Origin of the sequence: uncultured Microbacterium sp. (assembly GCF_937927635.1) — a bacterium.
GTDB lineage: Bacteria > Actinomycetota > Actinomycetes > Actinomycetales > Microbacteriaceae > Microbacterium.
Genome location: NZ_CALBRW010000033.1, coordinates 1 through 14383, shown reverse-complemented (window position 1 = coordinate 14383; position 14383 = coordinate 1). Strand labels below are relative to the sequence as shown.

The 14383-nt window shown below is 70.5% G+C and carries 15 protein-coding genes and 1 pseudogene; 10 read left to right on the top strand and 6 right to left on the bottom strand.

The genetic code is table 11. From position 1 onward, the window contains the following. Window positions 1–46: 46 nt before the first annotated feature. Window positions 47–496: a putative immunity protein gene (locus tag Q0568_RS14340; protein ID WP_298867674.1), complete on the top strand. Its 450-nt coding sequence runs from the start codon at window positions 47–49 to the stop codon at window positions 494–496. 129 nt (window positions 497–625) lie between these two features. Here the strand turns inward: Q0568_RS14340 and Q0568_RS14335 are convergent, their stop codons facing one another. Continuing rightward, on the bottom strand, window positions 626–1069 hold the full coding sequence (locus tag Q0568_RS14335; protein WP_298867672.1) for a YdeI/OmpD-associated family protein: 444 nt from the start codon (window positions 1067–1069) through the stop codon (window positions 626–628). A 107-nt stretch (window positions 1070–1176) separates the two neighbouring features. After that, window positions 1177–1713, bottom strand: coding sequence for a MarR family transcriptional regulator (locus Q0568_RS14330; protein WP_298867670.1), 537 nt, complete (start codon window positions 1711–1713; stop codon window positions 1177–1179). Window positions 1714–1857: 144 nt separating this feature from the next. Here Q0568_RS14330 and Q0568_RS14325 point away from each other — a divergent pair, with 144 nt between their 5' ends. The 5 genes from Q0568_RS14325 (at window position 1858) to pntB (ending at window position 8565) form a co-directional block, all read left to right on the top strand. After that, window positions 1858–2634 (top strand): electron transfer flavoprotein subunit beta/FixA family protein, encoded by a 777-nt coding sequence (locus Q0568_RS14325; protein ID WP_298867668.1) that lies wholly within the window; start codon window positions 1858–1860, stop codon window positions 2632–2634. A gap of 2 nt (window positions 2635–2636) precedes the next feature. Then, complete coding sequence (locus tag Q0568_RS14320) at window positions 2637–3605, top strand: electron transfer flavoprotein subunit alpha/FixB family protein (RefSeq protein WP_298867676.1); 969 nt, start codon at window positions 2637–2639, stop codon at window positions 3603–3605. 2 nt (window positions 3606–3607) lie between these two features. Next, window positions 3608–5377: a cytochrome b/b6 domain-containing protein gene (locus Q0568_RS14315; RefSeq protein ID WP_298867667.1), complete on the top strand. Its 1770-nt coding sequence runs from the start codon at window positions 3608–3610 to the stop codon at window positions 5375–5377. A 237-nt stretch (window positions 5378–5614) separates the two neighbouring features. Continuing rightward, a complete protein-coding gene (locus Q0568_RS14310) occupies window positions 5615–7165 on the top strand; it encodes a Re/Si-specific NAD(P)(+) transhydrogenase subunit alpha (protein ID WP_298867665.1) in 1551 nt (516 codons plus the stop codon). Continuing rightward, a complete protein-coding gene (pntB, locus tag Q0568_RS14305) occupies window positions 7162–8565 on the top strand; it encodes a Re/Si-specific NAD(P)(+) transhydrogenase subunit beta (RefSeq protein WP_298867663.1) in 1404 nt (467 codons plus the stop codon). Before Q0568_RS14310 ends, pntB begins: the two co-directional genes overlap by 4 nt. A gap of 157 nt (window positions 8566–8722) precedes the next feature. Here pntB and Q0568_RS14300 read toward each other — a convergent pair whose 3' ends face one another. Beyond that, entirely contained in the window at window positions 8723–9229 is a 507-nt protein-coding gene (locus Q0568_RS14300) for a GNAT family N-acetyltransferase (protein ID WP_298867661.1), read from the bottom strand. 119 nt (window positions 9230–9348) lie between these two features. On the opposite strand from Q0568_RS14300, the gene Q0568_RS14295 reads away from it, so the two are divergent. The 3 genes from Q0568_RS14295 to Q0568_RS14285 are packed head-to-tail and all read left to right on the top strand — an operon-like array spanning window position 9349 to window position 12039. Continuing rightward, window positions 9349–9909: an acyl-CoA thioesterase gene (locus Q0568_RS14295; protein ID WP_298867657.1), complete on the top strand. Its 561-nt coding sequence runs from the start codon at window positions 9349–9351 to the stop codon at window positions 9907–9909. Between the two features lie 60 nt (window positions 9910–9969). Beyond that, window positions 9970–10569 (top strand): hypothetical protein, encoded by a 600-nt coding sequence (locus Q0568_RS14290; RefSeq protein ID WP_298867655.1) that lies wholly within the window; start codon window positions 9970–9972, stop codon window positions 10567–10569. 21 nt (window positions 10570–10590) lie between these two features. After that, on the top strand, window positions 10591–12039 hold the full coding sequence (locus tag Q0568_RS14285) for a hypothetical protein (protein ID WP_298867653.1): 1449 nt from the start codon (window positions 10591–10593) through the stop codon (window positions 12037–12039). Here Q0568_RS14285 and Q0568_RS14280 read toward each other — a convergent pair. From Q0568_RS14280 to Q0568_RS14270, 3 genes are read right to left on the bottom strand one after another with little or no spacing between them, the layout of a single operon-like run. After that, complete coding sequence (locus Q0568_RS14280; RefSeq protein WP_298867651.1) at window positions 11928–12539, bottom strand: hypothetical protein; 612 nt, start codon at window positions 12537–12539, stop codon at window positions 11928–11930. The genes Q0568_RS14285 and Q0568_RS14280 overlap by 112 nt on opposite strands. Beyond that, on the bottom strand, window positions 12536–13150 hold the full coding sequence (locus tag Q0568_RS14275) for a hypothetical protein (protein WP_298867649.1): 615 nt from the start codon (window positions 13148–13150) through the stop codon (window positions 12536–12538). The genes Q0568_RS14280 and Q0568_RS14275 overlap by 4 nt, the downstream gene beginning before the upstream one ends. After that, complete coding sequence (locus Q0568_RS14270) at window positions 13147–13803, bottom strand: hypothetical protein (RefSeq protein WP_298867647.1); 657 nt, start codon at window positions 13801–13803, stop codon at window positions 13147–13149. Before Q0568_RS14270 ends, Q0568_RS14275 begins: the two co-directional genes overlap by 4 nt. 81 nt (window positions 13804–13884) lie before the next feature. Here Q0568_RS14270 and Q0568_RS14265 point away from each other — a divergent pair. Further along, window positions 13885–14383 (top strand): annotated as a pseudogene (locus Q0568_RS14265) (1-pyrroline-5-carboxylate dehydrogenase); the annotation flags it as partial.

The window sequence follows — 14383 nt, the reverse complement described above, 5'->3', positions numbered from 1 at the left end:
GGATGGCCGCCTTCCGCGAGAAGCGCCCCCCTCACTTCCAGCACCGATGAGCGCCGTGTCGGAGGTGCGTCCGGACGACACCGATCTGAAGCTGCAGGAGGAGGATCGGCGCGAGCTGGTGGAGTGGACGCTGGCGTGCGCCGAGCGGATGCTGCCGCTGTTCCTCGAGGTGCATCCCGAGGATGCGCGTCCGCGAGCGGCGCTGGATGCCGCCTACTCGTGGCTGCGCGGGGAGATGAGCATCGAGGAGGTGCGCGGCTGGGCGTTCGCGAGCCATGCCGCAGCCCGTGAGGCGGGCGACCCGACGGCGATGGCCGCAGCGCGGGTGTGCGGGCAGGCCGCGGCCGTCACCCACATGGCGGGGCACGCCCGCCAGGTGCCCCGGTACACGGCCAAGGCGTTCCCGGGCGACAACGCCCGTCGTGACGAGGAGCTCGTCTGGCAGCGCCAGAACGTGCCTGCGCGCTTCGACCACTACGTGTACGAGGGCGACTAGAACCCGTCTGGGCTGCTTGAAGCCGTCTGGGCGGCTGAGGCCGTCTGGGTCGCTGAGCCTGTCGAAGCGTCGCCGAGGTCGTCTGGGTCGCTGAGCCTGTCTGGGTCGCTGAGCCTGTCGAAGCGTCGTCTAGGCGCGCAGCTCGTCGAGCGCCTTCGCCAGGCGGCGCTCGCGGGTCGCGTCCTGCTTCGCGTCGGCGATGGAGCGGGCGATCTCCTTGCGGCGGGTGAACGAGAGGGCGTCGTAGGTCGACTTCGCGGCCGGGTCGGACGCGAGGGCCGCGGCCAGGGCATCCGGGATCTCCACCGTGCGCTCCGCGGTGTCGGCGGCGATGACCGCGTCGAATTCGTCGCCGAGCTCTACGCCCAGTTCGGCGCGCACGGCCTTGCTGAATCCGATCAGGTTCTTCCCGCCCATGCGCGCCAGCCGCAGTCGCGCCGTGCGATCGCCGATGGTGACGACGACCGGGAACGCCTTCGCGGTGCTCAGGGCCGCGACCTGATCGTCGTCCAGCACGATCGCGCCGGCGGGCCCGGTCGGCTCCAGGACGGTGTGCAGCCTCAACTCGCTCATCCTCCGCATCCTAGTCACTGCTCCCGTCGCAGAAGGTGTCGTGTCGGATGCCGGGAAAGCGACGGGAAGTCCGACGGGAGCGAGCAGACGGAGCGGATCGGGGCGGGTCAGAGCGGGTCGGGCACGGGGCGGGGGTCGGTGAAGTCGCCGGCGTTCTTGCGCAGGCGGGCGACGACGCCGACCAGCGTGGCGGCGTCGTCGGGGGAGAGTCCGGGCGAGGCGAACACCTCGGTGTTCAGTGCGCGGGTCGCGCGCTCGACCAGGTCGCGGCCGGTGTCGGTGAGCGTGAGCAGCGCGGCTCGTCCGTCGTGCGGATGCGGCTCGCGCAGCACCATGCCGTCGCGCACCAGACGCTCGGCGGTGCTGGTGACGCTGGTCGCGTGCACCTGCAGGCGGGCCACCACGCTGGACAGCGGCAGGGTGCCGGACCGGCTGAACGCCAGCAGGCGCAGCACCTCATAGCGGGCGAACGTCACCCCGAACGGCTTGAGCGCGGCATCCACCCGCGCCAGCAGCAGCTGCTGGGCGCGCATCACAGAGGTGACCACGGCCATCCCGTCCGCGGCATCCTCCCAGCCGTGCGCCAGCCACTGGCGCTTCGCTTCGGCGAGGGGATCGATGGACAGGGGGCGAGGGCGGGCCATGGTCCTACGTTATCCGGCGGATGCTCGGCGAGGTGCGCATGTCGGCGGAACTCAGTACCATGGATGCTGGAATCCAATTTCAGTCGCGAGACCCTTCCGGCTGAACCCGCCCGACTACAATCGACACAGGCGCGAGGAGGCTCGATGAAGATCTATGTCCTGGTGAAGGAAGTCCCCGACACCTACGGTGACCGCAAGCTCGATCTCGAGACGGGATTGGCTGACCGCGGGGCGGGTGACGTCGTCCTCGATGAGATCACCGAGCGCGCGCTCGAGGTGGCGCTGTCCTATGCCGACAAGAACGCCGGCACCGAGGTGGTCGCGCTGTCGATGTCGCCCGAGTCGGCCACGGCATCCGTCCGCCGAGCACTCGCGATCGGCGCGGCATCCGCCGTGCACGTCGCCGACGAGCAGCTGCGGGGCGCCGACCTGGCGCTGACCGCCGAGACGCTCGCGGCGGCGATCCGCCGCGGCGAACCCGACCTGGTCATCACCGGCAACCTGTCCACGGACGGCTCCGGCGGCGTGATCCCCGCGATGCTCGCCGAGCACCTCGGCTACGCGCAGGCCACCGCCCTGAGCGCACTGGAGATCACTGCCGAGCAGGTCACCGGCACCCGCGCCGGCGACGACGGCACGCAGCAGGTCACCGCGACCCTACCCGCCGTCATCTCCATCACCGAGGCGCTGCCGGATGCCCGGTTCCCCAATTTCAAGGGCATCATGGCGGCCAAGAAGAAGCCGCTCGAGGTGCTGTCCCTGGCCGACCTCGGCGTCTCCGCGGACCCCGCCGAGGCTCCGCACACGATCATGACCGCGGTCTCCGAGAAGCCGCCGCGCGCGGCGGGCATCAAGATCACCGACGAGGGCGACGCCGCCGCCCAGCTCGTCGAGTTCCTCGCGCAGAACAGGCTGGTGTGACCATGGGCTACCCCGAGAAGTCGATCCTCGTCCTCGCCGACATCGGCGCCGACGGCGAAGTCCTGGCCAGCACCGCGGCGCTCATCGGCGCAGCATCCGGCATCGGCGCGCCCGTCGCGCTGGTGGTGGGCGGATCCGCATCGGCTCCCGAAGCGGTCGCCGGGATGGGTGCGCAGGTCGTGCTGACCGCCGACGGCGACGCCGCGGCGCTGACCGTCCCGGTCGTCGACGCCCTGCAGGCCGCATACCGTCAGGTGCAGCCGGATGCCGTACTCATCTCCAACTCGATCGCCGGACGCGACGCGGCCGGCCGCCTGGCCGTGCGCGAGAAGCTCGCCCTGTCGGTGGACGCCGTCGGCGTCTCCCGCGACGACGAGGGCGTCATCGCCCACCACTCCGTGTTCGGCGGGTCGTTCCAGGCGGACTCAGCGCCCACCTTCGGCGCTCCTGTCATCACGGTGCGCCTCGGCGCCGTCGACGCGCGCGCCGAGGCGGCGCCGCTGGTCTCCGAGGCGCTCGCCGTCACGGCATCCGGTGCCCGCGCGGCTGTCGCAGGCGAGATCACCGCCGCGGAGAAGACGTCCTCCCGCCCCGATCTGCGCGGGGCCGCGAAGGTCGTCTCCGGTGGCCGCGGGCTCGGCTCCAAGGAGAAGTTCGTGCTGGTGGAGCAGCTGGCCGACGCCCTCGGCGCGGCTGTCGGCGCCTCGCGCGCCGCGGTGGACGCCGGCTACATCCCCTACGCGCACCAGGTCGGCCAGACCGGCGTCTCGGTGTCGCCGCAGCTGTACATCGCGCTCGGCATCTCCGGCGCCATCCAGCACCGCGCCGGCATGCAGACCGCCAAGACCATCGTCGCGATCAACAAGGACGGCGAGGCGCCGATCTTCGACGTGGCCGACTTCGGCATCGTCGGCGACGTGTTCGCCATCGTCCCGCAGCTGATCGAGGCGATCGAAGCGCGGAAGAAGTAAGCATGGCCGAGCGGATGCTGCGCCGCGGACTGCCGCGGACCAAGGGCGGCGAGGCCTGGCCTCCCGCCACCACGATCGACGTGCCCGGTGCTGCGGCGCCCGCTGCCACGTCGACAGCACGGGATCTCGCCGAGAGCACGGGAGCTTCGCCTGAAGAAGCCGTGCAGTCGGCAGCATCCGGTGCAGTCGGCGCTGTGGCGACGACGGATGCCGGGCCTGCTCAGGCCGCTGCAGTGCACGCCGCCGCCGACGACGCGGTGCCGTCCGCGGCTGCCCCGAACTCCGCATCCGTGCCCCTGCGCCGCGGCCTGCCGCGCGTCGCCGGCGGAGAGCCCTGGCCTCCGGCATCCACTGCTCCCATCTCGTCGACAGCACGGGATCTCGGCGAGGACACGGGAACTCTGCGTGAAGAAGCCGTGCAGTCGGCGGCATCCGGTGCACTCGGCGGAGCGGTGTCGGAGGATGATGCTGCGGTCGCCCCGCGCGTCGAGGCGGCGCCATCTGCGGCATCCGACCTTCCCGTCGCATTCGTCGCGACCGTGACAGACGGCGCCTCGCTGCGCCGGGGTCTGCCGCGCGTCGCGGGCGGCGAGCCGTGGCCGCCGGCCGGGACAGCGCGTGCGGTCGTGACCGCTGCGCCCGTCGCGGCGGATGCTGTCGCCGACACCACGGTCCAGACTGTCGACGCCGATGCTTCACTGCGACTCGCTGACGCTCGCTCAGTACAGGCCGCCGGCTCAGGGACCCAGGTTGTGAAGGCCGCTGTGTTCGGGGACCTCTCCACTCCTCTGACCGTGCCGCAGACCGTGTGGAACGGCACCGCACCCCGTCACATCCCCGCACCCGAGAAGGAGCCGTCGCGGTTCCGCCCGGGCTGGCCGCAGGCCATCGGCGGACTGCTGGGCCTGGCGGCCCTCGGGCTGCTCGCCGTCTCGGGCGTGTTCCTGGTGCGCGCGTTCCTCAGCACGTCGTTCATGCAGGACTTCCTCACCACCTACCCGGGCGAGTACCACGTCGACGTCGCCCCGGGCTTCGCGCCCTGGGTCGGCTGGCAGCACTTCTTCAACATGTTCCTGATGGTGCTGATCATCCGCTCCGGCCTGCGCGTGCGCACCGAGAAGCGGCCGACGGCGTTCTGGACCCCTCGCGGTCAGGCCAAGGGCAAGATCAGCCTGACGCTGTGGTTCCACCAGTCGCTGGACCTGCTGTGGATGCTCAACGGCGTGATCTTCGTGGTGCTGCTGTTCTCGACCGGCCATTGGCTGCGCCTGGTGCCCACCAGCTGGGAGGTCTTCCCGAACGCGCTGTCGGCGGGCCTGCAGTACGTGTCGTTCGACTGGCCGACCGACAACGGCTGGGTGAACTACAACAGCCTGCAGCAGCTGGCCTACTTCACGACGGTGTTCATCGCGGCGCCGCTCGCGGCGATCACCGGGTTCCGCATGTCGGGGCTGTGGCCCAAGAAGGCCGAGAAGCTCTCCAAGGCGTACCCGATCGAGTGGGCGCGTGCGCTGCACTTCCCGACCATGCTGTACTTCGTGGCGTTCATCATCGTGCACGTCGCGCTGGTGTTCCTCACCGGTGCGCTGCGCAACCTCAACCACATGTTCGCGTCCATGGGCTCGGTGGACGGCATGGAGTACGCAGCCAACTGGACCGGCTTCGGCGTGTTCGTGCTGGCGATCCTCGTGATCGCGGGCGCCTGGTTCGCCGCGCGCCCGCTGGTGCTCGCACCCATCGCCAGGCTGTTCGGGCAGGTCTCCGGCCGCTGAGCCTCGCCGCCCCCGGTGACCGTCCTCGCCCCTGCTCAGCCGCGCCGCCGAGCAGGGGCGAGGACGTTGAGCAGGGGCGGCCGTGAACGGCACAGCCACGGCATCCGTCTTTCCGGCATGGGAAAGAACGCCGGAAATTGAGCGGTCACAGACCCGTCTTCCTGCGGTTCCGCCAGGCCCGGTCAGTAGTCTGAGCGAAACGTGAATCCGGCGCCGACGCCGGACGGAAGGATCGCGATGACGCAGATCGGAATCGTGCAGGAGGGGCCCGAGGAGGCCCGCGTGGCCGCCACCCCGGCGACCGTGCAGAGCCTGCAGAAGCTCGGATACGAGGTGGTGGTCGAGCAGGGTGCGGGTGCGCGCTCCTCCTACCCCGACGAGGACTACGAGAGGGCGGGCGCGCGGATCGTGCCCGTGGCGGATGCCTGGGCGGCCCCCGTCGTGCTCAAGGTGAACCCGCCGACGGATGCCGAGATCGCCCGGCTCTCCGACGGCGCGACGCTGGTCGCACTGCTCTCGCCGGCACTGCGCCCGGACCTGGTCGAGTCGCTCGCGCAGCGCGGCATCACCGCCCTGGCACTGGATGCCGTGCCGCGCATCTCCCGCGCGCAGTCCATGGACGTGCTCAGCTCGATGGCCAACATCGCGGGCTACCGCGCCGTGGTCGAAGCGGCCAACGAGTTCGGCCGGTTCTTCACCGGCCAGGTGACCGCAGCCGGCAAGGTCCCGCCCGCGAAGGTGCTCGTGGCCGGGGCGGGCGTGGCAGGACTCGCCGCCATCGGTGCGGCATCCAGCCTGGGCGCCATCGTGCGCGCCACCGATCCGCGCGCCGAGGTCGCCGACCAGGTGCACTCGGTCGGCGGCACCTACCTGCCCGTCGACGTGGTGGTCGAGAAGTCCACCGACGGCTACGCCAAGGCCACCAGCGAGGACTACGACCGCCGCGCCGCCGAGATCTACAGTGAGCAGGCCGCCGACGTCGACATCATCATCACCACGGCGCTCATCCCGGGCCGCGCGGCACCGCGGCTGATCACGGCATCCGATGTCGCCGCGATGAAGCCCGGCAGCGTGATCGTCGACATGGCCGCCGCTCAGGGCGGCAACGTCGAGGGATCGGTGGCGGGGGAGCGGACCGTCAGCGCGAACGGCGTGATCATCCTCGGGTACACCGACCTGGCCTCGCGGCTCGCCGCGCAGGCATCCCAGCTCTACGGCACCAACGTCGCCAACCTCGTGGCCCTGCTCACCCCGGGCAAGGACGGTGCGCTGAGCATCGACTTCGACGACGTCGTGCAACGCTCGGTCACCGTCGTGCGCGACGGTGCGATCACCTGGCCGCCGCCGCCCGTGCAAGTTGCTGCGGCACCGGCCCCTTCGACAGGCTCAGGGACCCAAGCAGCATCGGGACCGGTTTCGAAGGACGAGAAGATGTCGGCCGGGAAGAAGGTCGGGCTGATCGTGGCGGGCATCGCCGCGCTGTTCCTGGTGAACCTGTTCGCGCCCGCCCCGCTGCCGCAGCACTTCACCGTGCTCATGCTGGCGGTCGTGATCGGCTTCTACGTGATCGGCAAGGTGCACCACGCGCTGCACACGCCGCTGATGTCGGTCACCAACGCCATCTCCGGCGTGATCATCGTGGGCGCGATGCTGCAGATCACCGACGCCAACCCCGTCGTGCAGGTGCTCGCGGCGGCGGCCGTGCTGGTGGCCAGCATCAACATCTTCGGCGGCTTCGCCGTGACCCGCCGAATGCTCAGCATGTTCGTGAAGGGCGGTCAGAAGTGACCGTCGACGCCGTCGCCGGGGCCGCGTACATCGTCGCCGCCCTGCTGTTCATCATGAGTCTGGCCGGCCTCAGCCGCCACGAGTCCGCGCGCGCGGGTGTGGTCTACGGCATCGTCGGCATGATCCTCGCGCTGGGCTCCACCCTCGCCCTCACCGTCGCGGATGCCTGGGGAGGCTCCGGCGCGGCACTGGGCCTGTCGCTGATGGCCGTCGGCGTGCTGGTCGGCGCCGCCATCGGGCTCTGGAAGGCGCGCGTCGTGCAGATGACCGCGATGCCCGAGCTGATCGCCATGCTGCACAGCTTCGTGGGAATCGCGGCCGTGCTGGTGGGCTGGAACGGCTACCTCACGCACGAGCCCATCGCCGCGAGCCTGCTGGGCATCCACAACGCCGAGGTGTTCATCGGCATCTTCATCGGCGGCGTGACCTTCACCGGGTCGATCGTCGCCAACCTCAAGCTGTCGGGACGGATGTCGTCGCGCCCGCTCATGCTGCCGGGCAAGAACGCGCTCAACATCGGTGCGCTGGTCGTGTTCCTCGCGCTGACCGTGTGGTTCGTCGCCGACCAGCAGCTCTGGATGCTGATCGTCGTGACGCTGCTGTCGTTCGCGCTGGGCTGGCACCTGGTGGCCTCCATCGGCGGCGGCGACATGCCCGTGGTCGTCTCGATGCTCAACAGCTACTCCGGCTGGGCGGCTGCGGCCGCCGGCTTCCTGCTGAACAACGACCTGCTGATCGTCACCGGAGCGCTGGTGGGCTCCTCGGGTGCGTACCTGTCGTACATCATGTGCAAGGCCATGAACCGGTCGTTCCTGTCGGTGATCGCCGGCGGGTTCGGGATCGCGGCTCCCACATCGAAGGATGGCGAGGAGCACGGCGAGCACCGCGAGATCACCGCGCAGGGCGCGGCCGCCATGCTCACGGGCGCCTCCAGCGTGATCATCACGCCCGGCTACGGCATGGCCGTCGCGCAGGCGCAGTACCCGGTGGCCGACCTGGTCGCGCGGCTGCGGGATCGCGGGGTGGAGGTGCGGTTCGGCATCCACCCGGTCGCCGGCCGCCTGCCCGGACACATGAACGTGCTGCTGGCCGAGGCGAAGGTGCCGTACGACATCGTGCTGGGCATGGATGAGATCAACGACGACTTCGCCTCCACGGCAGTCGTGCTGGTGATCGGCGCCAACGACACCGTCAATCCCGCCGCCGCCGAGGACCCGGGCAGCCCCATCGCCGGGATGCCGGTGCTGAGAGTGTGGGAGGCCGAGAACGTGATCGTGTTCAAGCGCTCCATGGCCACCGGCTACGCGGGCGTGCAGAATCCGCTGTTCTTCCGCGAGAACGCGCAGATGCTGTTCGGCGACGCCAAGGAGAAGGTGGAGGAGATCATCCACGCCCTCTGACGCCTGCGCTCTGCGCCCTGCGCTCTGAGCCCTGCGCTCTGAGCCCCGGATGCGGCTCGCCGAGACCCCTCACCAGCGTCGAGACCCCTCATGACTGATGCGAGTCATGAGGGGTCTCGGCGTTCAGGAGGGGTCTCGGCGGAGAGGAAGCGCGGGCTCAGCGCACGAAGCGGACCTCGGTCAGGGTCTCGCCGAGGAAGGGCTCGGTGTGGGTGGCGCCGTCGAGGCGGAAGCCGTTGCGCTCGTAGAAGCGGTGCGCGCGGGGGTTGTCCTCGGCCACCCACAGGTACAGCGACTCGTCCTTCTCCACGGCCGCGTCGAACAGCTTCTGCCCGGTTCCGGTGCTGTGCCACGCCTCGAGCAGGTAGATGAAGTACAGCTCGCGCAGCGACGGTGCGTCCTTGTCGCGGGCGGGGCCGGAGCCGACGAAGCCGATGATCTCGCCGTCGACGAGGGCGGCGCTCATGTGGAAGTCGTCGCCCTGGCGGGCCCAGTTGACCCACAGCTCGGCGAGGCGTTTGGGGGAGATCCGCTCGAGGGCGGCCTTGCTGATCAGGTGGTCGTAGGTCTCGTGCCAACTCTGCGCGTGCACGCGACCCAGGGCCTCCGCATCCACATCGCGGACCGGACGGACGATGATCTCGGGCTGGGCTTCGGCGCTCATGCCGCGACTCTACGCGCGCGGTCGCAAGAGGTGAAATCGACCGGTAACGCGCGAAGGGTGCTGTAGCAATCGACTAACGAACTTGGGCGATCCATCGAGGATCACTACTATCAGCGGTTGTGAACGTGATCTGGCGCACCCTTCTGGTCATCCTGCGAGCCCGGTTGCGCGTGCGCCGCGGCCGGATCCTCGAGGCCTCCGAGATCGGCCGCATCCGCCTGACCACGCTGCCGACGGATCTCGACATCCTCAAGCACATGAACAACGGCCGCTACCTGTCGCTGTTCGACCTGGGCCGCTGGGATCTGCTGATCCGCACGGGCCTTTTCGACATCATGAAGGAGCGCGGCTGGTACGCCGTCGTCTCCAGCGAGACCGTCACCTTCCGCAAGTCGCTGCGGCTCTGGCAGCGGTTCGACATCGAGTCGCGCATGGTCGGCCACGACGACAGAGCCGTGTTCATGGAGCACCGCGCGGTGGTCGACGGCGAGGTCTACGCCCGCGTCATCGTGCGGGCCAGGATGATGCGCTTCACCGGCGGGACGGTCGGTCACGACGAGCTGTTCGCCGCCGTCGGCGTTCCGACCGGGATGCCGGACATCGACGATTGGATCCACGAATGGGCGTCGGCGTCGGCGCTGCCGTCCACGCGCACTGCCGCACCCAGCGTGTGGGAATGACCGGCGTCGCACGCCTGCCCCTGCTCGCCTAAGCTGGGAGCCATCGCAGAGGGGGACAGCATGTCGTACGAACCGCAGAGCTCGGGAGACCAGCCGGGCTACCAGCCGCCGGCCTATCAGCCGCCTGCGCCTCCGCAGGCCCCGTCGTACCAGCCTCCGCCCGCGCAGCCGTACGGCCAGCAGCCGGCGCAGCCGTACGGCCAGCAGCCCGCCCAGCCCTACGGCCAGCCGTCCCCGTACGCCCAGCCGCCTGCACCGCAGAACCCGCCGTACGCCTCGTACGCCCAGCCCGGCTACAGCCCGCAGGGCTACCCGGTCACCTCGTATCCGGGCTACGGCACGGCACCCGTGCCGGGACAGGGAGTCGGCGGCCTCGCGATCGCCGCGATCATCGTGTCGGCCGTCGCGTTCCTGGGCGGCTGGATCCCGTTCCTCGGACTGATCATCGCGATCGCCGGCCTGGTGCTCAGCATCCTCGCCATCCGCAGCGGACGCGGCAAGGGACTCGGCATCACCGGCGTCGTGCTGTCGTCGCTGTCGCTGCTCACCGGCATCCTGATGATCATCGGCCTGGTCGCCGTGTGGACGACCGACTCGAGCGGCGGCTACGGCGCCGCAGCTGCCGTCTTCTCCGTGCTGGAGCCGTTCGCCGCGGCGTGATCGCGTGAACGACGCGACGCCGTGATCTCGATCCTCTCCGCCACCGGGCGCAGCCTGGCGCGCCACTGGCCGGCCATGCTGGCGTGGTATCTGGCCGGAATCGCCGTGCACTACGCCATCGTTCAGGTCTCGGGGATCGTGGGCGCGTACTCCGCCACCCTGGGCATGCTGATCCTCCCGATCGCGATCCTCGCCCGGCTGATCAGCTACGTCGCCATGTTCCTGGTGCTGCGCGACGGCCTGCGGGAGCTGAACGACATCGCCCCGCTGCCGGAGTCGCCCGCCGAGCGCCGCAAGACCTTCCTGTCGGCGCTGCTGGCCGGCATCCTGCCGTTCTTCGCCGTCTACTGGGGTCAGGGGCTGCTGGGCGAGGACGTCACCGCGTACGCCTCGCGCTCGCTGGTGGAGCGCTCGAGCCTGGGATGGGAGGCGCTGGCGAAGAACCAGCCCATGCTGGAGAACGCCGACAGCGTCACCGATCTGCCGCTGAGCGTGTGGACCGTGCTGATCATCGTGACCGCATTCGCCGCGCGCTGGGCGTGGACGAAGTGGCAGCAGCGCATCCCCGCCTGGGTGTCGCCCATCGCGGTGTACCTCGAGGTCGTCTGGGTGTTCTTCTCGGTGATCGTGATCGGCAACATCACCGACACCATCAGCGGCTGGGTGGACACCCGCGCGGCCACCGTCTGGTTCGAGCAGATCCGCGCTGACGTGCTGGACGCCATCGCCCCCGTGCAGTGGGCATGGGACGGCGTCGGCTGGCTGATCGGACAGGCGGGGCCCATCCTGCTGGCTCCGCTGGCCTGGCTGACGGTCGGCGGTGTGGTCTACGGCCAGGCCATCGTCGCCGAGAAGCTGCGCATCGAGAACGAGATGCTCGCCAGCATCCGCCAGCACGCGGCCATCGTGCCCAACCCGCTCATGCGCCGCCTGAAGGATCTCGGCGACGAGCTGGGCTCGCGCTTCGTGCCGATCGGCCGGGCGCTGCTGCTGATGTGGCGCGCGGGCCCCGTGCTCATCGCCTCGTACGCGCTGACCTACGTCGCGGTGAAGACGCTGCAGACCTACCTGGACTTCTGGGTCACCCGTCTGGTGGGCCCGCACGATCAGATCTTCTGGAGCATCGCCACGCCGCTGGTGTCGCTGGTGCCGCTGCTGCTCATCGAGCCGCTGCGCGTGGCCGTCATCGCCGGTGCGTACGACGCGACGCTGGGCCGGCTGCGCAAGCGGCAGCAGCAGAAGGCGGATGCCGGGATCGAGACGCAGGCCGAGGCGGATGTGCGGGCCGTGGCGGACGCCGCAGGCGTGCTCCCGGATGCCGTGCTCGAGGCCGGCCGGGAGCCGGAGACCATCGGCGGTCAGGGGTTGAGCGAGAACCTCACGAACCGTCCGTCACCGGTGGGATCCACGTCCAACCAGAACGGGCCGTCCACGTCGTCGGGGACGACGAAGCCCACGACCATCGAATAGGGCTTCACGGATGCCGGATTCGCAGGGTCTGCGAGGTCGTTGACGCAGCGCTCGGGCTCGTCGCTGGAGAAGGGGATGCCGACCTCGGAGCGCAGCGGCGCCCACTCGCGGCCGGTGCTCTGCTGGACCAGCAGCGGCGAATCGCAGGTGACTGCCGTGCCGTCGGGCTTCACGGGAACGGAGGCGATCAGCAGGCGCGTGCCCGCGGGCATGTCCAGTCCGCTGGTGTCCTTGGCCTCGCCGCTCTTCAGCGGCCCCCAGGTAGCCCCGCCGAGCTCGATCGTGCCGTCCTTCGGCACCTGCACGGCGGTGACCTTGCGCGCGCCGTACCCGTAGTACGAGTACCACTCGTTCCACCACACGCCGACGCCGACCAGCGGCACCAGCACGAGCAGTGCCACGAGAGCCAGGCGGTTGGTGCGCCACCAGCCGTCCCGGCGGGGCGGCGGAGTGCTCTCGGCGTGGGCGATGGGTCGGAGCGGGGTGGGGATGGTCATCATCCGGCCCAGCCCGTCTCCGGCAGCGTGATGTCGTCCTCGATGGGGATCCCTCCCAAGTCGATCGGCAGCTCGATGACGCCGTTGTCGGCGACGGTGGAGGCGTTGGCCAGCCGCAGCGCGGCCGTGCCCTTCAGCGCATCCTCGGGCAGTTCGAACGCCAGGGCGCCGTGGCGCATCACCCCCGGCACCAGGGCGCCGGTGCGGAACATCGTCTGGCCGCGCTCGGTGGCGCGGAACGTGCGGTCGCCGATGGTGAGCTCTGCGACGCTCAGCATCGATCCGTACTGGGAGTCGACGGCCTCGGCATCCAGCTCCACGACCAGCCAGGTGCCCTCGGCGGTCCACCCGCTCGGATCGTTGATGCTGCGTGCGGCGTGCACGCCGATGACCTTCGCGGTGAGGTTGCCCGCGGTGGCGGTGCCGCCCACGGTCGCGGCGGAGACGAAGGGCGCTTCGGATGCCGAGTCCGGCAGCGCGACGGCGTTCACGACCCACGCCCCGGCCAGCAGCACGGCGGTCAGCGCCCAGGGGAGCGCCTTCCTCGCCCAGGGGGTGCGCGCGGCCTGCGCCGCGGGGGCTTCCGCGAGGGGCGCGCCTGCGGTGATGGTCACGACGTGCTCCCGTCGCCCTGGGGCGGGATCTCGGTGACCGTGGCCGTGAGCGTGGCGCCGACGACGATGTCGCTCCAGTAGTCCTGGCCCTTCAGCACGTTGGTGCCCACGAAGTGCGTGGAGTCCGGCAGGGTCAGCTCGACCGCGTCGCCGTCGTGCAGCTCGTCGGAGCGGACGATCCAGGCCAGCACCAGCTGCGCGGGCACGTCGGGCTGCAGCACGGCTCCGCCGCCCCCGTCGACGCGGGAGATGGTCGGTTCGCCCTGGATGCCCTTCACCCGGATGCCGGCGACGGCCTCCGCGGCCGACGCCGAGCGCGGTGCGTGGAAGGTGTTGGTCGCCTCGAGTGTGATCGCGAGCACCTTCTCGCCCTTCTCCTCCTTCGGGAAGACCAGCGCGTTGCCGCGGTCGGTGCGCAGCTCGACGCTCTGCACGGTCAGGGTCAGGTCGCTGCCGGAGTACTGCTCTCCGACCGTGACCGTGGGCACCGGGGCGACGGCCGCGTCGGCCAACCCCCCGAAGCCCGCGGTGGCGGCCAGCAGGATCGCACCGCCCGCGGTGATCAGCCACGGCGTGGGGATCAGGCTCGCCATGCGCCGCACGCGCGTGAGCAGGGTCCTCTCCTGCACGGGGGAGGGCGGTGCGGCGGTCATCAGGATCAGCATAGGGTGACTCGGCGCCCGATCAGGGCGGATCAGCCGCACTCCGGCGCACACGCGACATACGCTGGGAGCATGGCCGATCAGCAGTCCGTCCCGTCCGGTGCGCGTCTGGAGGACGAGGCCACCGAGCTCGCCCGGCGCTGGGTGCGCGAGGAGGCGTCGATCCCGGTCGATCCCGCGGCTGCCCGCCTGGCGGGGGTGCTTCACGATCCGAACGGACTGGCGTTCACACTGGGCTTCGTCGACGGTGTCATGCGGCCGGAGAGCCCGGCGGCCGCGGCATCCAACCTGCACCGCATCGCCCCGCTGGCACCCGAGTTCCTACCCTGGTACCTGCGCGGCGTCGTCCGCGCCGGCGGGGGCATCGCACCGGCGCTGCCCGTACCGACCGTGCCCATCGCGCGGCGCGTGCTGCGCGAGATGGTCGGCCACCTCATCGTCGACGCGCGCCCGGAGAAGCTCGGGGCGGCGCTGGAGAGCATCCGGAACCGGGCCGACGGGTCGGCGATGCCGCGACTGAATCTCAACCTGCTGGGCGAGGCCGTGCTGGGCGAAACCGAGGCCAAGCGCC

Excerpts from the sequence above, each read along its gene's own strand:
- Q0568_RS14340 (WP_298867674.1), top strand. The coding sequence starts at position 47 with ATGAGCGCCGTGTCGGAGGTGCGTCCGGACGACACCGATCTGAAGCTG.
- Q0568_RS14335 (WP_298867672.1), bottom strand. The coding sequence starts at position 1,069 with ATGAGCGAGTTGAGGCTGCACACCGTCCTGGAGCCGACCGGGCCCGCC.
- Q0568_RS14330 (WP_298867670.1), bottom strand. The coding sequence starts at position 1,713 with ATGGCCCGCCCTCGCCCCCTGTCCATCGATCCCCTCGCCGAAGCGAAG.
- Q0568_RS14325 (WP_298867668.1), top strand. The coding sequence starts at position 1,858 with ATGAAGATCTATGTCCTGGTGAAGGAAGTCCCCGACACCTACGGTGAC.
- Q0568_RS14320 (WP_298867676.1), top strand. The coding sequence starts at position 2,637 with ATGGGCTACCCCGAGAAGTCGATCCTCGTCCTCGCCGACATCGGCGCC.
- Q0568_RS14315 (WP_298867667.1), top strand. The coding sequence starts at position 3,608 with ATGGCCGAGCGGATGCTGCGCCGCGGACTGCCGCGGACCAAGGGCGGC.
- Q0568_RS14310 (WP_298867665.1), top strand. The coding sequence starts at position 5,615 with ATGACGCAGATCGGAATCGTGCAGGAGGGGCCCGAGGAGGCCCGCGTG.
- Q0568_RS14300 (WP_298867661.1), bottom strand. The coding sequence starts at position 9,229 with ATGAGCGCCGAAGCCCAGCCCGAGATCATCGTCCGTCCGGTCCGCGAT.
- Q0568_RS14290 (WP_298867655.1), top strand. The coding sequence starts at position 9,970 with ATGTCGTACGAACCGCAGAGCTCGGGAGACCAGCCGGGCTACCAGCCG.
- Q0568_RS14280 (WP_298867651.1), bottom strand. The coding sequence starts at position 12,539 with ATGATGACCATCCCCACCCCGCTCCGACCCATCGCCCACGCCGAGAGC.
- Q0568_RS14270 (WP_298867647.1), bottom strand. The coding sequence starts at position 13,803 with ATGACCGCCGCACCGCCCTCCCCCGTGCAGGAGAGGACCCTGCTCACG.